We start from the raw sequence: 18290 nt of genomic DNA, 5'->3' as shown, positions 1-18290 counted from the left end.
GACCCGACGGACGGGGTCCGGCCCGCGTACCACCGGTGCGCGGCGGCGCGTTCCCCTGGCATGGACAGCACGGAGACGGCGCGGCGCCGTCCGGGGAACGACGCGGTGCCCCACTCGTACGCCGAACTCACCAGCGGATACGCGGGACATCCGCCGATCTACGCGGCTCTGGTCGCCGAGTGGGAGGCCCGGGGCCACGCGGTACCGGAGCACCGCGACGGACAGTGGGTCTCCTTCGCCGCGCCGGCCGACAGCGAGACCTGGACCGCCATCCCCTCGTGGACCGCCGGCCGGCACATGGGCCCGGTCGTCGCCGTCACCCCCCATCCGGCCGCCGCCCGCCACCCGGCCGCCACCCCCCACCCGGCGGCCGGCCGGCACCCGGGCCCGGCCGTACCCGCAGGCACCCGTCCTTCCTCCGGCAGGCATCCGGGGGCGGCCGGACCGTCGTCCGGTGCCCGCCTCACCAGCCGTCCGTCGCCACCGGCTCCGCGCTGACCGGTGCCAGCACCGCGAGGGTTCCGCTGGCCTCCCGCAGGGCCGATTCGAGCGGGCCGGGGGTGTGCAGGGTGCCGGTTCCGTCCGGTGGTACGAGCCACTCCAGCCGTCCGGCCGGCCGGTACGGCGGCGGCACGGCGACCCAGGAGCCCCGGCCGACGTGCCGTACGCCGAAGCCGATCCACTCGCTGACCGGATCGGGTGGCAGGAAGAACCCCACTCTGCGTGCGGCGCAGTCCACCAGGGTGGGGCCGGGCACCTTCAGCGGATCGCGCCACAGGATGTCCAGCGCGAGCAGGCCGAGCCGGTCGGGGACGCTCAGCACGTCCCAGTACCGCCCGGCCTCCACGAGCATGGTCCCCGCACCGTAGTCCCATTCCCGCTTGCATTCCTTGGGGTCCGTGGCGGCCGCGGCGAGCCACTCGACGGCTTGCTTCCACATGACGCTCTGCATGGCCACCCCAGGCACTGTCGGTGGCGCCGCGGTCGGGCGCGCGCTGGACACGGGCCGAGGGCCCGCGGGGTTCCGCGTGCCGCCCGGCCGTAGCCATGCTGGTAGATATTTCTATGCGTCGGAAGGGGTGGCGCGGTGTGGCGTTTGGGGCGGGCCGGTCCCGGTCGAACGAGGGCAGTGGGCAGGCGATTCCGGACAATCGCGTTCAACTTCGTGCGCGCCACGCACGGTTGTCACCAGCGGGGGAGCTTGAGTTCGTACTCCGGCCGGAACCTCCGCATGTAACCGGTGTCGTCCCGGCTGCGCTTCCCCGAGTCGACGTACCGCCGGTGCAGTCGCTCCAGCTGGTCGTGGTCGAGTTCGACTCCCAGTCCCGGTCCGGTGGGCACCTCGACCTGACCGTCGCGCAGCTCCAGCACGCCGGGCACGATCACGTCGTCCGCGGAGTTCCACGGGTAGTGCGTGTCGCAGGAGTGGTCGAGGTTGGGGATGGCGGCGGCGACATGGGTCATCGCGGCGAGGCTGATGCCCAGGTGCGAGTTGGAGTGCATCGACAGGGTGAGCCCGAACGCCTCGCACACGGCGGCCAGTTCACGGGTGCGGCGCAGCCCGCCCCAGTAGTGGTGGTCGGTGAGCAGCACCTGGATCGCGTCCTGCTCGACGGCCGGCTTCAGATGTTCCCAGGCGATCACGCACATGTTGGTCGCGAGCGGCATGGGGGAGTCCTTCGCCACCTCCGCCATCCCGGGAATGCCCCGGGTCGGATCCTCCAAGTACTCCAGCACGCCGTCGAGTTCACGGGCGACGTACTTCGACGTCTCGACCGTCCAGGCCACGTTCGGGTCCAGCCGCAGCGGCTGCCCGGGGAACGCTTCCGCGAGGGCCCGCATCGCGGCGATCTCCTCGTCGGGCGGGAAGACACCGCCCTTGAGCTTGAACGACCGGAACCCGTAGCGCTCCTGCATCAGCCGGGCCTGCTCGACGATGCCGGCCGGGTCGAGGGCCTCGCCCCAGTCGTCGCCGATCGCCGCACGGCCGTCGAGCGCGGGGTGCTCGGCCCACTTGTAGAAGAGGTAGGCGGCGAACGGCACCGCGTCACGTACCTTCCCGCCGAGCAGGTCGCTGACCGGACGGCCGAGCAGCCTGCCCTGTGCGTCCAGGCAGGCCACCTCGACCGCCGAGGTGGTCCAGCCGCGCTCGTGAGAGCTCGGCACGTTCGGCAGCAGGGCCGCGTCGATCGCGGCGGACACGGCGGTGGTGTCGAAGACGTCCATGCCGACGACGACCTTCGCGGCGGCGTTCAGCCGCTCCAGGCGGGCCGCCCCACCCGGGGACTCTCCGATCCCCACCGTGCCGTCCTCCAGGACCAGTTGGAGGATGATCCGCAGGGCGAGCGGCTCGTGCACGCCGTTGGAGTTGAGCAGTGGCGGGTCGCCGAAGGCGATCGGGGTGACGATCAGTTCACGGATACGCGTGGCACTCATGCGGCGGCCACCTCCAAGCCGTGGTCGAGGAGTTTCGCGAGCCGGGCGATGTGCTCCGGCGTCGCGTCGAGCAGCGGCGCCCGGACGCCGCCGACATCCAGGCCGCGCAGGGTCACACCGGCCTTGACCAGCGACACGGCGTACCCGGGGACCTCGTCGCGCAGGACGACCAGCGGGCCGTAGAACTCGTCGAGGAGCCGCGAGACGAGGGCGTCGTCGCCCTCGGCGAGAGCCCGGTGGAAGGCCAGGGCGATCTCCGGGGCGAAGGCGAACACCGCCGAGGAGTACAGCTCCACGCCGATGCCCTGGTAGGCGGGCGCGGTCATCTCGGCAGTCGGCAGCCCGTTGAAGAACTGGAAATCCTCCGTGCCCGGCACGGCGCGCACCGCGCGGACGATGCGGTGCATCCGCTCGATGTCGCCGATGCCGTCCTTGAGCCCTACGATCCCGGGCAGGGCGGCGATCTCGGCGGCCGTCCGGGCGGTGAGCCGGGCGGTGCCCCGCTGGTAGAAGACCACCGGCAGGTCCGTGGCCGCGATGACCTCCTCGACGTAGCGCACCAGGCCCTGCTGCGGGGCGCTGACGAGGTAGGGCGGCAGCAGCAGGATGCCGTCGGCGCCGGCGCGTTCGACGCGGGCGGCCTGGTCGCGGGCGACCGGGGTGGGGCCGCCGGCCGCGGCGAGGACCGGCACACGTCCGGCCGTGGTCTCGACGGCGACCCGGGTGGCCCGCTCGATCTCCTCGGCCGACAACGCGTGGAACTCACCGGTGCCGCAGGCGACGAACACACCTCCCGCGCCCGCGGCGACACCCGACTCGATGTGCTGGGCCAGCCGTTCCTCGTCCAGTGAACCGTCCGCCGCGAACGGCGTGACCGGGAAGAACAGCACTCCGTGGAACTTCATGTCTCCCTCAAACTTGGGGGGTCGGGTGTCAGCCCTTGGTGGCACCGGCGGCGATGCCGGTGACCAGCGAGCGCTGCAGGAGCAGATAGACGATCAGGCTGGGGATCAGGGCGATGACCGCACCGGCCAGCACCACCCCGGAGCCGACCTCGGGGTCGGTGCGCAGGATGGACAGGGCGACGGTGACCGTGTAGTCGGTGGGGTCCTTGGCGGCGATCAGGGGCAGCAGGTACTGGTCCCAGATCATGATGAAGCCGAGCACCCCGGCCACACCGAGTGCGGGCTTGCACAGCGGCAGGATGACCTGCCACAGCATCCGCAGCTCGCCGACGCCGTCGATGCGGGCGGCCTCCTCGATCTCGGTCGGGATGTCCTTCATGAACTCCGTCAGCAGCATCACCGAGAAGCCCCAGGCACCGAGCGGCAGGATCACGCCCCAGACCGTGCCCTTGAGGTCGACGCCGAGCACGGGCACATGCCCGAGGACCAGCGACAACGGGATGGCGATGACCTCTTCGGGGAGCATCATCGTCAGCATGAACAGGGTCAGGATCAGCGCCTGCCCCCGGAACCTGTGCCGGGCCAGCGCGTAGGCGGCCAGTGTGCACACGGCGAGCTGGAGCAGCAGCCCGCCGCCCGCGATGACCAGCGAGTTGCCGAAGTAGTCCCAGATGCCGCGCTCGCCCGCGACCTCGAAGTTCAGCAGGGTCGGATGGTGGGGGAGGAACGACAGCGACGAACCGCTGGCCTTCTCGCTGAAGGAACCGGAGAAGATCGTCAGGAACGGTGCCGCGAAGACCCCCAGGGCGAGCAGACAGAGCAGGACGCGCAGCACCCAGGCGGGTCCCGGCCGGTCGCTCCAGCCGAGGGCGGTGTCGAAACGGGCGGGGGTGGTGCGCTGCCTCCCGGCGGACTTCCGTGTGGGGGAGGCGGTCACCGGGGTCCGGACGGGCTCGATGGCAGGGGCGCTCATTTCACGTCTCCCCTCTTGCGGAGGTAGTTGACCGTGACGGTGAGCAGCAGCGTCACGCAGAGCAGGACCACGGAGGCGGCCGAGGCGCCGCCGATGTCGTTACGGGTGAAGCCGAGGGTGTAGGCGCGGGTCATCCACACGTCGGTGGAGCCGGCCGGGCCGCCGCCGGTGAGGACGTACACCTCGGTGAAGACGCGCAGTCCGCGGATGGCGGCGAGGGTGAGGACGATGCCGAGGGCGGGCCGGATGGCGGGCAGTGTGATGTGGCGCAGGCGCTGCCACAGCGAGACGCCGTCCATCGCGGCGGCCTCGTACAGCGAGCGGTCCACGCCCGCGAGGCCCGCGAGGATGATCACCATGTTGTACGGGGCGAGCATCCAGATGCCCATGGCCATCGTGGCCCACAACGCCGTGTCGGGATTGTCCAGATAGGGCACCGGTCCCAGCCCGAACAGCCCGAGACCGCTGTTGATCAGGCCGTCGGACGTCGGGTAGTACATCAGCCGCCACATCTCGCCGACCACGGCGGTGGCGGTGACGACGGGCAGGAACACGGCGGTACGGATGATCTTCAGTGAGCGGGCCTGACCCTCCAGCAGCAGCGCCAGCGCGGAGCCGACGACGATCCCGCCGAGGGACATGCCGATGCCGAGGACCAGGGTGTGGCCGATGGCGTCCTGGAAGCGGTGGTCGGTCAGGACCCGCGTGTAGTTGTCGAGGCCGACCCACTTGTCACCGAGGAAGGGCCGTACGTCGAAGAAGCTGAGCCAGACGCCCTTGCCCATCGGCAGGAACTTGAAGACGAGTGCCAGCAGCAGAGCCGGGGCGAGGAACAGCCAGGGCAGTACGGCCTTCTTGCCGATGGCCCGGGATCTGCGCGGCCCGGGCGTCGTCGCGGTCGCGGTCATTTCAACAGCTCCTGGTCCTTGAGGTCACCGGCGAGGGTGTCGTCGAGTTCCTTCAGGCGGGCACGGACGTCGCTGCCGCAGTAGGTGAAGATCGCGTTGAGCGCGTCGGCGGTGTCCTGCTTGATCGGGGCGAAGTTCGGCGCGTTGGGGAACTGCACGGAGGCGGTCTCGTACGCCTTCTGCACCACGCTCCAGCGGGGGTCGTCGCGCACCTTCGCCGCGTCGAGGGTGGAGTTGACGGGAATGCGCACGACGGGCTGGTGGTCGCCGGTCATGGCGAGCTCCTGGCCCTCGGGGGAGACGAGGAACGCGGCGAGCGTCCGCTCCTGCTTCGCCTTGCCGGTCCGGGCGCCGAAGTAGATGTTCTCGCCGTCGGCGAGGACGTTGTTGTTGCCCGCCGGGCCGGTGGGCGCCGGCAGCACCTCGTACTTGTCCTTGCCGAGCGCCTTGTCGAACGTGGACATGTTGTACGGGCCGGTGAGGTACATCCCGGCGTTGCCGTCCTGGAAGTTGGTGGTGTTCGCGGTGACGGAGGTGAGGGCGCTGGGCTGGATGACACCGCTGTCGCCGCAGAAGAGGTTCTTCTTCATCCAGGTGACGGTGCGCACGGCGGCCGCCGAGTCCATGGCGGGCCGGTAGCCCGACCCCTCCTTCCGGAGGATCTGCACACCGCCCTGCCAGAGATAGCTGGCGCCCCACCAGGCGACGTAGCCGTTCTGCGCGCTGCCCGGGACGACCATGCCGTAGGTGTCCTTCTTGCCGTCCCCGTCCGGGTCGCGGGTGGCGAACGCCTTGGCGAGGGCCAGCGTGTCCTGCCAGGTCTTCGGCTGCGGCAGGCCGAGTTTCTCGCGCCAGTCCTTGCGGACGAACAGCGTCATGGCCTGGCGGGAGTACGGGATGCCGTAGTGCCTGCCGTCGCGGCCCACGGTGGACGACCAGGACTTGGCGGTGATCTCGTCATGTCCGGATATCGAGGCCGGGGCGATGGGCTTGAGCAGGCCCTGGGACTGGTAACTGCCCATCAGGGCCGTGTCGTTGATCATGACATCCGGCAGATCTTTGACGGATGCGCGGCTCTGCAACTGCTGGTCGAAGTTCATGACCGGCTGGTAGTCGACCTTGATGCCGGTCTTCTCGGTGAAGGCGGCGAACACCCGGTCGTAGGTCTTGGCGGACTCCGGATCGCTCCGGGTCCACACCTCCAGGGTGTTCGGGTCGCCGGCCCGGGCGCTGCCGGAACCGGAGCCGCAGCCGGCCGTTCCGAACAGGAGCCCCGAGACGGCGAGCGTGGCAGCCAGGCGGAGACTTCGTCGGCGATCCCGCATGGGTGGTTCTCCGTTCATATTCGTGAACCCGCTTCACGAATCTAAATGATCGGCCAAGCTACGGATCGCTTCCTCGCCATGTCAAGACATGGCCGAAAGATTTCACCGATGCCACACGGCGCCCGGGAACGCCGAGAAAACAGCGACGGCCCCCACCGGGTCATCCGGTGGGGGCCGTCCGAAAACGAGGGGTACTGAGGTCAGGCCTGGCGCTCGGCGTTCTTCTTCTTGATCCGTTCCGTTTCCTTGCGGACCTCCGCCTGGGTGGTGCGCTCCCGCTCCAGCCACTCGGGGCCTTCCTGCTTCAACGCCTCGATCTGCTCGGTGGTGAGGGGCTCGGTGACGCCCGCGCGGGCGAGACCGGCGATGGAGACGCCGAGCTTGGCGGCGACCACCGGGCGGGGGTGCGGGCCGTTGCGCCGCAGGTCCTGCAGCCACTGCGGCGGGTTCGCCTGGAGCTCGTTCAGCTCGGCGCGCGAGACGACACCCTCCCGGAACTCGGCGGGTGTGGCCTCGAGGTACACACCCAGCTTCTTCGCCGCGGTCGCGGGCTTCATCGTCTGGGTGCTCTGGTGCGACGTCATGGCTCCCAGGGTATCGAGCGTGTGCGCGACCGCTGACCACGCCCGGTAACCTGGCGAGGTGACAGGCTCGGATGAAACCCCCTCGTTCCGGCTCGCCTACGTCCCCGGGGTGATGCCCGACAAGTGGGTGCGCATCTGGAACGAGCGGCAGCCCGATGTCCCGCTGATCCTCACGCAGGTCCCCGCCGGGGAGGCGGCCGGGCGGCTGCTGGGCGGGGACGCCGACGCGGGCCTCGTCCGCACGCCGGTGGACCGGACGGTCTTCAGCGCGATTCCCCTCTACACCGAGCAGACGGTCGTCGTGGTGCCCAAGGATCACCTGGTCACGGCCGTCGACGAGGTGGCGCCGGAAGACCTGGCCGACGAGATCGTGCTGCACCCGCTCGACGACGTCCTCGACTGGGAGACTCTGCCCGGGCGTCCCGCCCTCGAACGGCCCGCCACCACCGCCGACGCCGTCGAACTGGTCGCTGCGGGCATCGGCGTCCTCGTGGTCCCGCTGTCGCTCGCCCGGCTGCACCACCGCAAGGACCTCACCCACCGGCCCCTCAAGGGCGCGCCCGAGTCGAGCGTGGCCCTCTCCTGGCCCGAGGACGAGAAGACGGATCAGGTCGAGGACTTCATCGGCATCGTCCGCGGCCGCACGGTCAACAGCACCCGGGGCCGTCAGCAGCCCCCGGCGCGGGGCCAGTCCACGGACGCGGCCCGGAGCGGCACCCGGCGGAAGCCGGTGCCCGGCAAGTCGGCGGGGGCGAAGCGTACGGGCAAGAGCGGAACCGGCGCTCCCAAGGGCAACCGACGCGGCAAGCCCCGCCGCCGTTCGTAGAACCGGGGCTCGCCCCGTTGTCGGTGGCGCCCGAACCGGCCGTGGTTCGTGGTGTCCGGGGCTCGCCGTCGTTCATCGTGCCCGTGCCCGGCCGTCGTTGTGTTCTCGGGCATGCCGTCGGTCGTGGTCCCCGCGCAGGCCGTCCGGTCGTGGTCCCCGATGCGCTGCCCGGCGATGACGGGCCGACAACCGCCGCGTCCGTCGCTGCGGGCCGTCGTTCGTGATGCCGGGCCGGCCGTGGTCAGCGGTGCGGGGCCGGCGGACGGACCGCGGCCCCGGACGCGTACCCGTACCTGCTCAGCCTGCCGACGGAGAAGGCGCCGGCGCCCCGTAGGACGGATTGGGGGCGACCGTCTGGAAGTCCTTCAGGTCTTCGGGGATCGGCAGCACGCGGACCGGCGCACCCTGCTGCGGCGGCGGCGGTGTCGTCTGGTCCTGGGGCAGCTTGGGCGGGGCGGTGATCTGGAAGCTGACCTGCTCCTGGTTGATCAGGCCGGTCTTCTCCAGCACCGTGATGTGGTCGAGAACGGTGTCGTTGGTCGTGTCGGCGAGCTCCCGCACGAGGCTGTTCCGGGTGGTCGCCCGGATCTTGGCGATCGTCGGGAAGATGCCCCCGTGTGCGACACGCATGATGGTCACGGCCGTGGACTCGAACTCCTTGCCGGTGCTGCCTTCGGCCGTCGCCACGAACTGCTGCTGCTGAGGCGAGGGCTCGTTCGGCAGGGTGATGCCCAGGTCCGTGGAGATCTTGCGGCAGCCCGCGTCGAGCCGGCCGTGCCCCACGAGCAGATGCTTGGAGACTTCCTGCATCTCCGGCGACGTGCTCCGCTGCTTGATCAGCTGCCCCAGCGGGTACTCCCACAGTCCGGCCGCGCGCACGCGCACCACGAAGTCGCGGTCCGCCTCGGTCAGCGGACCCCACTGGGTGTTGGCGATGATGCGGTCCTGGCCGGAAGCCGCGTTCTGCACGCCCAGCATGCTCGGGTAGGCGAGCGCGGTGAGCGTAAGGATCAACGCACCGCCCACGAACGCGGTTCCTGCCGTGCTGCGCGAGATGCGCATCGTGCCTCCTGGGATATGAACGGCCCAACACCAAGAGGTACGGACGCCGGGGGCGAAACAATCACCCCTGCCGCAAAAAAGTTCGCAGCACCCGCCCGTCATGGTTCATGTACGGGACGGGAGAGGCCAGATCAGGACAGGTCGGCCGAGCCGGCGAGCCAGTCGTACGCCGACCGTGCCGTGAACTGCCCCTGACCCCCCGGCAGGAGCAGTCCCGCGGTCGCGAACTCCGGTGCGTCCGCCTGGGCCGGGACGTACGGGATCGCGATGCAGCGCATGCCGGCCGCGTGCGCGGCGGCGGCGCCCGGAGCGGCGTCCTCCAGCACGACACAGTCGGACGGGGCCGCGCCGAGCCGGCGGGCCGCCTCCAGGAAGACGTCCGGAGCCGGCTTGCCGTGCTCGACCTCGTCGGCGGAGACCACGGTGTGCAGCCGCGTGTCCAGCCCGGTTCCGGTCAGCACCGCCGCGATGGCCTCCGGCGACGATCCCGAGGCCACGGCCATGGGAACCCCTTCGGTGGCCAGCAGTTCGACGAACGCGCGCATCTCCGGGTAGGCGCGCGTGGCGCTGCGGGCCAGCTCCAGGTAGTGGCGGTTCTTCACGGCGAGCAGTTCCTCGACCGAGGCGGGCAGACCGTAGCGGTCCTTCCAGTCCGCGACCGTCTCCTGCGTGCTGATGCCGATGTACCGCTCGTGGTCCGCCCAGGTGAAGTGCGCGATGCCGTACTCGGCGAGCGTCCGGCGGCCCGCCTCGTAGTAGTTCGGCTCGCTGTCCACGAGTGTTCCGTCGAGATCGAAAATGACTGACATTCCGCGGAGCCTGCTCATGCCGCCATGCTCTCAAAGATCACCCGCGGGCCGACCGCCCGATCGACTCCACCAACGGCAGCATCCGGTGGGACACGCGCTCGCGCAGGGCGACCTCGGTACGAGTGCGCACCACCCCGGGCATGCTGATCAGCTTCTGGACGACGTCCTCCAGGTGCGCGTTGTCCCGGGCCACCACCCGGGCCAGCAGATCCCCGCCACCCGTGATCGAGAACGCCTCCACGATCTCCGGCACCGCCGCCAGCGCGTCCCCCACCTCGTCGAGATGCCCCTGGGTGACCTCGATGTGGACGAACGCGAGCACGGGATGCCCGAGCGCGGCGGGGGAGAGGGCCGGTGCCGTGCCGGTGATCACACCGTCGCGCTCCAGCCGGTCGAGCCGGGCCTGCAGGGTGCCCCGGGCGACGCCGAGGATCCGGGCGTACTCGCGCACGCTCGTTCGCGGCTGCTCCAGCAGCAATCGCAGGATGCGGGTGTCGAGCTCGTCCACGGGCATGGCGCCTCCTCCTCGTCCGTTGGCTCTGTCATGGCCGTTCACCGGCCGCTCGGGCTGTACCGATGGCCCAGTCTAGAAGGTGCCGGTTGAGCCACTGGCCATCGGGATGCTGATATGGACGCGTCGATGGCGCTGCGGACCCCGCGGCGCCTTTTTCATGCGTGCTTCATGCGTGCTCATGGCCGGTGTTGCGAGAGGGGCGGTAAGCGGTGCTGAAAAGGGTGTTCATGGCTCCGGATCCGGGGCGGACGCGGCTGCGGTTCGCTACGCGGGCCGTGCTCGGCATCGCGCTCGCGGTCGCCGTGTGCGGCCTCGCCCGGCATTCTCTCGCGGGTGCCGTCACCGGCGGTCTCGCCGCCCTGCTCGCCCTCTTCACCGTCACCGACGCCACGGTCCGCGGCCAGGCCGTCACGACCGCTCTGCTGCCCGCCGTCGGTCTGCCCGTACTCACTGCCGCGGCCGGGCTGCACGACCACCCGGTGGCCAGGGACCTCGGCTTCCTCGCCGTCGTCGGCGCGGGCGTGTACGCGCGCCGCTGGGGCCCGCGCGGGCACAGCCTCGGCGTGTTCGCGTTCATGACCTTCTTCGTGGCGCAGTTCCTGCACGCCACGACCGGCCAGCTGCCCCAGCTGTACGCCGCCGTCCTGCTGTCGGTCCTCGCCGCCGGCGCGGTGCGCTTCGGCCTCTGGTGCTACGAGCGCCGTCTGCCCCCGCCGGCCGTGCCCGTCCCGCCGGGCGGCACCGGTCTGGCCCGGGTGACCACCCGCCAGGCGATCCAGGCGACCGCCGGGGCCGGCTTCGCCCTCGTCGTGGGGCAGCTGGTGTCCGGGCAGCGCTGGTACTGGGCCGTCGGCGCCACCTGGTGGATCTTCGTCAACACCACCTCGCGCGGCGAGACCCTGGTCCGCGGCTTCCGGCGGCTGCTCGGCACGGTCATCGGCATCGCCCTCGGCCTGCTCGTGGCCATGCCCGTGCACGGCGACCCGGCCCTCACGGCCGCGCTGGCCGCCGTCTGCGTGTTCGGCATCTTCTACACCGCCGCCGTGTCCTACACCTGGATGATGCTCTGGGTCACCCTCCTCGCCGGACTGCTCTACGGCCTCCTCGGCGTGCTCGGCCCCGGCCTGCTCGCCCTGCGGCTCGCCGAGACCGGCGTCGGGGCACTCGGCGCCGCCCTGGCCGTGATCCTCGTCCTGCCCGTGACCACCCACAGCATCACCGACGCCTGGATCCGGCGGGCCCTGCGCTGTGTGCACGCCTGTGCCGTGGAGACCGCCCGGCGCCTGGCGGGCGCGGCGGACGCCGACCCGGCCCCGCGGGTGGCGGAGCTGGAGCAGCTCCTCGCCCGGGTACGGCTCTCCGTCGCCCCGCTCGTGCACCCGCTGAACCCGATGCTCGGCCGCAAGAGGCGCGCCCGGCACGTGCTGGCCCTCCTCGACGACTGCGCCCGCGAGATCCGTGGCCTGGTCGCCGTCGCGGCGGACCCGGAGGCCTCCCACGACGCCCGTCTCGCCACGGCGTGCGGGCGGGTGGAGGCCGCTGTGGAGGCCCTCACCGAGGGCAGGGACATCGCGGTCCACGCGGACGGCCTGCCCCACGCGGAACCGGCTCTGGCCCATCTGCACGGCCTGGAGCGAGCCCTGGCCGATCTGGCCCGCCCCCTGCGCACCCCGTCGGGCTCACCGCTGGTGGGCGCCTGACGGGACCGCGCGGGCGTAGGCGGGCGCACCCCGTCGGGCTCACCGCTGGTGGGCGCCTGACGGGACCGCGCGGGCGTAGGCGGCCCCTGGCCGGCACGGTGCCGATGTGCGCTCCGCCGGGCCCGGGTCCGACCGGGCGACGCACCCTTGACCGTTTGGTCTAGACCGCGCATGATCGGCTGCGCGGTCCACCCGGCCGCGCGGACGAGAGGGGACTGCGGTGGCGCACGGCAGGCGGGCGTTCATCGGGTCGTTCACGGCGGCCGGCGGCCCCGGCATCGTGACCGCGGAGGTCGACGCCGACACCGGCGCGCTGACCGTGCTGAGCACCGTGAACGCCGTCCCGGACCCCTCCTGCCTGACGCTCTCGCCGGACGGGCAGACGCTGTACGCGGTCAGTGAGACCGCCGAGGGCGCGGTGGCCGCGTACCGGGTGGACGGGGACAAACCCGAGCAGGCCGGGCGGCCGGTGCCGGTGGACGGCAGCGGTCCGACCCACCTCAGCCTGTACGCCGGACACGTCCTGACCGCCAACTACGGATCCGGCAGCGTCACAGCGATCCCCCTCCGCCCCGACGGCACACTCGCCCGGTCCGCGTCCCGCGTGCTCCGGCACAGCGGTGCCGGTCCGCACACGCCCCGCCAGCAGGGGCCGCACGCCCACCAGGTGCAGCCCGACCCGAGCGGCCGCTGGGCCGTCAGCGTGGACCTGGGCACGGACTCGGTGCGGGTGTGCGCGCTGACCGACGGTGCCCTGACCCTGCACCGGGAGACCGCCCTGCGTCCCGGCTCGGGGCCGCGCCACCTGGCCTTCCATCCGGACGGCCGCCACGCGTTCGTCGTCAACGAACTGAGCCCCTCCGTCACCGTCTGCCGCTGGGACGCGGCGGAAGGCGCCCTCACGCCGCTGTCGGAAACCCAGGTCCTGCCCGGCGCACCGGCGCGCGAGGCCTACCCTTCGGGCATCGCCGTCTCACGCGACGGCCGCTTCGTCTGGACCGCCACCCGCGGCGAGGACGTCCTGTCCGTGCTCGCCGTCGAGGGCGAGGGCCTGCGCCTCGTCACCACTGTTCCCTGCGGCGGCCACTGGCCACGCGCCCTCACGGCCGACGGCGGCTTCCTGTACGTCGCCAACGAGCGCTCCGGCGATGTGACCTGGTTCGCGGTCGACCCGCTCACGGGCCTCCCACGGCGAGGCGGCTCGATCAGGGTGACGGCGGCCTCGTACGTGACCCTCGGCTGAGCGGGAGTCGCCGGCCGCCCGTACCGTGCCGGACGCCCCCGACGGAGAAGGCCCGCTCCGAACCGGAGCGGGCCTTGTCGATGTCGTGCGCGGCGCCCGGTGTCAGCGCACGGGCGCGCTCTGCGCCTGCTGCGGCGCGATACCGAGCGCCGTCGTGTACTTGGCCAGGGCCAGCTTGCCGATCGCCGGGTACGGGCCGAGCGGCTCGGCGGCGGAGCATCCGGCCTCCCTCGCGGCCTCCTCGAGCAGGACCTGCTCGATCTCCGGGCCGATCAGGTACGGCGCGAGCGCCAGCTGCTGCGAGCCCGAGGAGCGCAGCTGCTCGGCGACGGACGCGATGGAGCCCTCCTGGTCCAGGGCCGCGGCCATCACCGGAACGGCGAGACGCGCGGCGAGCAGCATGCCGGTGATGCCCGCCGCCTGCACGGCCTCGTCACCGCCCACCGAAGCGAGGATGATGCCGTCCGCGGCCGTCGCCACGGTGAACAGCCGGGCGCGGTCCGCACGGGCCAGACCGGCCTCGGACAGCCGCACGTGCAGCGCCTCGGCGAGCAGCGGGTGCGGCCCGAGGACGTCGGTCAGCTCGGCGGCGACACGGCTCTCCATGAGGGCCTGGCGGACCTGGCGCAGCAGCGAACCGTCCGGGCCCGCGAGCAGCGGCACGACGACGGCGACGGGGCCGTCGGGCATCTTGACGTCCATGCCGGCGGCACGGGCCTGCTCGAAACGGGCCGTGCGCTCCTCGGCCGCGTGCACGAGCACGGCCTGCAGCGAGGGGAACTCCGCGTTGTCCCCGTCGAGGTATCCGATACGGGCGTCGAGGCCGGGCAGCTCGGAGCGGGCGATGCTCACGACCTCTTCGGCGAGGCTGCGCGTGGTGTTACTGGGCGTCCCCGGCACGGCGAGGACGAGCGCGGGCGCGCCCTCGGGAGCAACCAGCGGCTCGGGACGGCGATGCCGTCCGGGCTGGCGGGGGCGCGGCATTCGTACGGGCAGGCCATCCGCGGGCCCAGTGGGGGAACTCATGGCGCCGCATGTTACTGGCTTCCTGGGTTCCTCTGTTCGGGGAGGGTGCAGGTGAGCGGTATCCGTCCCGTTTTGTCTATTGAGTTACGTACGGATCGGACGCGATCGGATCAATCACCCGAACGGATGGTCACGGACAGCATCCTCTCGTCACCGGGCAGCGTGAGGGAACCGGCGCCCAGTTCGGCCGCGATGCGCACGGAGCCGTGCAGCGGATCGCCCTCGGCCGGAACCCGCCGCGCCCTGGGGAGCCGCCGGGCCAGTTCTCCGTCCAGGGGCCCCAGTAGCGGATCGCCCAGCTCGAACAGGCCACCGGTGACGGCGACGCGCGGCTCGCCGCCGGAGGGGCACACGGCCGCCGCGGAGTCCGCCATGTGCCGGGCGGCGGTACGCAGGATGTCCGCGGCGACGGGATCCTCGTCCGCGCAGGCGGCCACGCGGGGTGCGAAGGAGGCGAGCACGGCGGGCCGGTCGGGACGGGGATACAGCGCGCCGGGCAGCCCCGCGACCGGCCCGAACTCCTCCTCGGCGCAGGCCAGCAGGCGGGCCGAGCCGTCCTGGCGCCCGTCGTGGGCGCGCAGCGCGGCCTCGAGGCCGGCCCGGCCGATCCAGGCACCGCCTCCGCAGTCGCCGAGCAGATGCCCCCAGCCGTCCGCACGCCGCCAGCCGGTCAGGTCGGTGCCCACCGCGACCAGCCCGGTACCGCCGGCGACCACGGCACCGGGGCGCGGCCCGAGCGCACCCACGTACGCGGTCACGGCATCGGCGGCCAGCGCGACCCGGCGCACCCCCCACTCCCGGGCCAGGGCGCCGGGCAGTTCGGCTCGCAGCCCGTCCCCCAGGGAAGCCATCCCGGCCGCGCCCACGGCGACGGTGGTCAGCGCCACCGCTCCCGCCTCCGCGGTCAAGGCACGCACCAACGGCACGAGTTGCGCCATGAAGTGCTCGGGATCGATGCCCCGCTCGCCCGTGCGCACCGGCTCACCGGACGCCCGGCGGGCCAGCGGTCCGCGCTCGGCGGTCCCGATCACGGCCCGGAGCCCGGAGCCGCCGGAGTCCACGGCGAGAAACCCGGAACCTTCCGGCGCCCCGGTCATGGCAGGCGCCAGTCCACCGGTTGGCCGCCCTGGCGGATCAGCAGGTCGTTGGCCCGGCTGAACGGGCGTGAGCCGAAGAAGCCCCGGTCCGCCGACATCGGGGAGGGATGGGCGGATTCGACCGAGGGCAGGTCACCGAGGAGTGGACGCAGATTACGGGCGTCACGGCCCCACAGGATGGACACCAGCGGCTTGCCGCGCCCGGCCAGGGCCCGGATGGCCTGCTCCGTGACCTCCTCCCAGCCCTTGGCCCGGTGGGCGGCGGGCTTGCGCGGGGCGGTGGTCAGCGCCCTGTTGAGCAGCAGCACACCCTGTCGCGTCCACGGCGTGAGGTCGCCGTTGGACGGCTGGGGAAGCCCCAGGTCGGAGTTCAGCTCGCGGTAGATGTTGATGAGGCTGCCGGGCAGCGGCCGCACCTCCGGCGCCACCGAGAACGACAACCCCACCGCGTGCCCAGGAGTGGGATACGGGTCCTGACCGACGATCAGGACGCGTACGTCGTCGAAGGGCTGCTGGAAGGCCCGCAGTACGTTCGGCCCCGCCGGGAGGTAGGTGCGTCCCGCGGCGATCTCCGCACGGAGGAAGTCCCCCATCGCGGCGACGCGTTCGGCCACCGGTTCCAGGGCCTTCGCCCAGCCCGCTTCGACGATTTCATGCAAGGGTCGTGGTGCCACGGGCGTCACCCTACTGCTGTACGGACAGCGCCGATCAACCGGTGGCCAATGCCTGTGTGCACCCTCGTCCCCCGCCTGTTCCTCTGTCCCCGTCTCCCCCTCGTCCTTGCCTCAGCCGACGAGCGCGGCCCGCACGCACAGCACGTCCGGCAGGTGCGAGGCCAGCTGCTGCCAGCTGTCGCCGTCGTCGGCCGACGCGAACACCTCGCCGTTGCGGTTGCCGAAGTAGATGCCCGCGGGGTCGGCGTCGTCCGTGCACATGGCGTCGCGCAGCACCGTGCCGTAGTGGTCCTCCTGGGGCAGTCCCGCCGAAAGGGGCTCCCAGCTCTTGCCCGCGTCGGTAGTCCGGTAGACCCGGCACCGGTGGTCGGCCGGGACGCGGTCGGCGTCGGCGTTGATCGGGAACACGTACGCCGTGTCGCCCCGGTGCGGATGCGCCACCGCCGCGAATCCGAACGTGGACGGCAGGCCCTCGCCGATGTCCGTCCAGTGCGCGCCGGCGTCGTCGCTGCGGTACACGCCCCAGTGGTTCTGCAGGTACAGCCGGTCCGGAAGGGCCGCGTCCCGCGCGACCTTGTGCACGCACTGGCCGAACTCCGGGTTCGGGTCGGGCAGGAACACCGCGGAGACGCCGGAGTTGGAAGGTGACCAGCTGGCGCCGCCGTCCACTGTGCGGAACACGCCGGCGGTCGAGACGGCGACCGTCACCGCTTTGGGGTCGCGCCGGTCGGTGAGCACGGTGTGCAGGCCCTCACCGCCGCCGCCCGGCACCCACTTCGACCGCGTGGGGTGCTCCCACAGGGGCCGGACCAGCTCGAACGTCTCCCCGCGGTCCTCCGAGCGGTACAGCGCGGCCGGCTCGGTGCCCGCGTACACCACGTCCGGCTCAGCGGCGGCCGGGTGCAGCTGCCACACCCGCTCCAGGGACGCCCCCGTGTCCTTCGGGAACTTGACCGCCGGGCGGGCCGGTTCGGTCCAGGTCCGGCCGAGGTCGTCGGAGTGGAACACGGACGGGCCCCAGTGCGCGCTGTCGCCGCCGACCAGCAGCCGCGGGGCCCCGGCCCGGGTGTCGAGGGCGACCGAGTACACGGCCTGCGCGTTGAAGTAGGGGCTCTCGTCGAACTCCCAGGCCCCGCCACCTCGCCGGCGCCCGATGAACAGGCCTTTGCGCGTGCCCACGGCGAGCAGTACCTCGGTCATGCCGATCACCTCCGCGGCGTCGTCGTTGACGCCCTCGTCCCGAACACCGGCCAGTCTGCACCCGACCACTGACAGTCACCTCCCAAACGGGTTCCGGTCCAGGTCAGCGGGGTGTCGGCCGGGCGGGCGCGGGTTTCTCGGGTCGCTTCGGCCGGGCGCTCGCCGGGGCGGGGCGACCGTGGAGATCGTCGCGCCGGGTAGGCGCAGTGAGCATCCAGGCGCCGCCGTCCGTATGGGGAGAGCGGCGGAATGGTCGTGGGCTCGTGAGGAGGAGGCCTTCGATGGCGTTACGTGGTCCGAAGGTGTGGCTGTGGCGCTGGCGGCGCAATCCGCTCAAGCGCCGTGGCGACCGGGTGGAGGCCTGGGTCGTCCTGGGGGTGTGGATGCTCACCGTGTTCGTGGGGCTGCTCGCCGGGACGGCGGTGAACCGTTCCGTCGAGGACGGACTGGCCCGGGAACGCGCCGAGTGGCGCCCCCTCGTGGCACGGCTCGCCGAGCGCGCCCCCGGGGCGGTCTCCGAGAACGGCCGTGTGTCCCGCGCCGAGACGGTGTGGGCGACGGCGCGGTGGACCGCCGCGGACGGGTCCGAGCACTCCGGCCAGCTGCGGGTGCCGGCGGGCAGCGCAGTCGGGGCTCCGGTCACCGTGTGGACCGACTCGGGGGGCCGTCAGGTCACCCGGCCCGTCACCGAGTCCCAGGCCCGTGTACGGGCTTCCCTGATCGGGGGCGTGGCAGGCCTCTGCGCCGCCGCCGTCCCCCTGGTCGCCGGCCGTGCCCTTCGTGGTCGCCTGGAGCGTCGACGCGTCGACCAGTGGGAGGCGGAGTGGGCCCGCTTCGGCCCGATGTGGGGCCGTACGACGGGGTGAGACCGCGTCGGCGTCCCACTCGGGCCCATCGGCGGGCTCCGGCCCTGTCGGCGTCCCACTCGGGCCCATCGGCGGGCTCCGGCCCTGTCGGCGTCCCACTCGGGCCCATCGGCGGGCTCCGGCCCTGTCGGCGTCCCACTCG

At 72.2% G+C, this 18290-nt stretch carries 19 protein-coding genes; 5 read left to right on the top strand and 14 right to left on the bottom strand.

Annotated features, from left to right (window positions below; translation table 11 throughout):
* Nucleotides 1-60: 60 nt before the first annotated feature.
* Nucleotides 61-498, top strand: a complete 438-nt coding sequence (locus ABTX60_RS24020) for a hypothetical protein (RefSeq protein WP_352099059.1) — start codon at nt 61-63, stop codon at nt 496-498.
* Here the strand turns inward: ABTX60_RS24020 and ABTX60_RS24015 are convergent.
* From ABTX60_RS24015 to ABTX60_RS23985, 7 genes are all read right to left on the bottom strand, one after another.
* Nucleotides 464-952, bottom strand: a complete 489-nt coding sequence (locus tag ABTX60_RS24015; protein WP_352099169.1) for a hypothetical protein — start codon at nt 950-952, stop codon at nt 464-466. The genes ABTX60_RS24020 and ABTX60_RS24015 overlap by 35 nt on opposite strands.
* A 233-nt stretch (nt 953-1185) precedes the next feature.
* Nucleotides 1186-2436: a glucarate dehydratase family protein gene (locus ABTX60_RS24010; RefSeq protein WP_352099058.1), complete on the bottom strand. Its 1251-nt coding sequence runs from the start codon at nt 2434-2436 to the stop codon at nt 1186-1188.
* Entirely contained in the window at nt 2433-3341 is a 909-nt protein-coding gene (locus ABTX60_RS24005; protein WP_352099057.1) for a 5-dehydro-4-deoxyglucarate dehydratase, read from the bottom strand. The genes ABTX60_RS24010 and ABTX60_RS24005 overlap by 4 nt, the downstream gene beginning before the upstream one ends.
* Before the next feature lie 28 nt (nt 3342-3369).
* Entirely contained in the window at nt 3370-4314 is a 945-nt protein-coding gene (locus ABTX60_RS24000; RefSeq protein WP_351643472.1) for a carbohydrate ABC transporter permease, read from the bottom strand.
* On the bottom strand, nt 4311-5222 hold the full coding sequence (locus ABTX60_RS23995) for a carbohydrate ABC transporter permease (RefSeq protein ID WP_352099056.1): 912 nt from the start codon (nt 5220-5222) through the stop codon (nt 4311-4313). The genes ABTX60_RS24000 and ABTX60_RS23995 overlap by 4 nt, the downstream gene beginning before the upstream one ends.
* Nucleotides 5219-6547: a sugar ABC transporter substrate-binding protein gene (locus ABTX60_RS23990; RefSeq protein WP_352099055.1), complete on the bottom strand. Its 1329-nt coding sequence runs from the start codon at nt 6545-6547 to the stop codon at nt 5219-5221. The genes ABTX60_RS23995 and ABTX60_RS23990 overlap by 4 nt, the downstream gene beginning before the upstream one ends.
* 200 nt (nt 6548-6747) lie before the next feature.
* The gene (locus tag ABTX60_RS23985; protein WP_352099054.1) at nt 6748-7131 is read right to left on the bottom strand and encodes a DUF5997 family protein; all 384 of its coding nucleotides are present in this window, start codon (nt 7129-7131) and stop codon (nt 6748-6750) included.
* Between the two features lie 58 nt (nt 7132-7189).
* On the opposite strand from ABTX60_RS23985, the gene ABTX60_RS23980 reads away from it, so the two are divergent.
* Complete coding sequence (locus ABTX60_RS23980; protein ID WP_352099053.1) at nt 7190-7957, top strand: LysR family substrate-binding domain-containing protein; 768 nt, start codon at nt 7190-7192, stop codon at nt 7955-7957.
* Between the two features lie 297 nt (nt 7958-8254).
* On the opposite strand, the gene ABTX60_RS23975 is transcribed toward ABTX60_RS23980, so the two are convergent.
* The 3 genes from ABTX60_RS23975 to ABTX60_RS23965 form a co-directional block, all read right to left on the bottom strand.
* Nucleotides 8255-9019, bottom strand: a complete 765-nt coding sequence (locus ABTX60_RS23975; RefSeq protein ID WP_352099052.1) for a DUF4142 domain-containing protein — start codon at nt 9017-9019, stop codon at nt 8255-8257.
* A gap of 131 nt (nt 9020-9150) precedes the next feature.
* Nucleotides 9151-9846 (bottom strand): HAD family hydrolase, encoded by a 696-nt coding sequence (locus ABTX60_RS23970; protein ID WP_352099051.1) that lies wholly within the window; start codon nt 9844-9846, stop codon nt 9151-9153.
* A 19-nt stretch (nt 9847-9865) separates the two neighbouring features.
* Nucleotides 9866-10342 carry an Lrp/AsnC family transcriptional regulator gene (locus ABTX60_RS23965; protein ID WP_031111300.1) on the bottom strand — a complete coding sequence of 159 codons (477 nt, stop codon included), beginning with the start codon at nt 10340-10342 and terminating at the stop codon, nt 9866-9868.
* A gap of 209 nt (nt 10343-10551) precedes the next feature.
* On the opposite strand from ABTX60_RS23965, the gene ABTX60_RS23960 reads away from it, so the two are divergent.
* Nucleotides 10552-12042, top strand: a complete 1491-nt coding sequence (locus tag ABTX60_RS23960) for an FUSC family protein (RefSeq protein WP_352099050.1) — start codon at nt 10552-10554, stop codon at nt 12040-12042.
* A gap of 220 nt (nt 12043-12262) precedes the next feature.
* Nucleotides 12263-13285: a lactonase family protein gene (locus tag ABTX60_RS23955; protein WP_352099049.1), complete on the top strand. Its 1023-nt coding sequence runs from the start codon at nt 12263-12265 to the stop codon at nt 13283-13285.
* Between the two features lie 102 nt (nt 13286-13387).
* Here the strand turns inward: ABTX60_RS23955 and ABTX60_RS23950 are convergent, their stop codons facing one another.
* The 4 genes from ABTX60_RS23950 to ABTX60_RS23935 form a co-directional block, all read right to left on the bottom strand.
* Entirely contained in the window at nt 13388-14311 is a 924-nt protein-coding gene (locus tag ABTX60_RS23950; protein WP_352099048.1) for a sirohydrochlorin chelatase, read from the bottom strand.
* 110 nt (nt 14312-14421) lie between these two features.
* A complete protein-coding gene (locus ABTX60_RS23945; RefSeq protein WP_352099047.1) occupies nt 14422-15408 on the bottom strand; it encodes an N-acetylglucosamine kinase in 987 nt (328 codons plus the stop codon).
* Nucleotides 15405-16082 carry a uracil-DNA glycosylase gene (locus ABTX60_RS23940; protein ID WP_352099046.1) on the bottom strand — a complete coding sequence of 226 codons (678 nt, stop codon included), beginning with the start codon at nt 16080-16082 and terminating at the stop codon, nt 15405-15407. Before ABTX60_RS23940 ends, ABTX60_RS23945 begins: the two co-directional genes overlap by 4 nt.
* Nucleotides 16083-16193: 111 nt before the next feature.
* On the bottom strand, nt 16194-17351 hold the full coding sequence (locus ABTX60_RS23935) for a WD40/YVTN/BNR-like repeat-containing protein (protein WP_352099045.1): 1158 nt from the start codon (nt 17349-17351) through the stop codon (nt 16194-16196).
* Nucleotides 17352-17563: 212 nt separating this feature from the next.
* On the opposite strand from ABTX60_RS23935, the gene ABTX60_RS23930 reads away from it, so the two are divergent.
* Nucleotides 17564-18148: an Rv1733c family protein gene (locus tag ABTX60_RS23930; RefSeq protein WP_352099044.1), complete on the top strand. Its 585-nt coding sequence runs from the start codon at nt 17564-17566 to the stop codon at nt 18146-18148.
* Nucleotides 18149-18290 lie beyond the last annotated feature (142 nt).

Origin of the sequence: Streptomyces sp. NPDC126510 (assembly GCF_040302345.1) — a bacterium.
Classification (GTDB): Bacteria; Actinomycetota; Actinomycetes; order Streptomycetales; family Streptomycetaceae; genus Streptomyces.
This window is presented reverse-complemented; position numbering and strand designations above follow the sequence as displayed.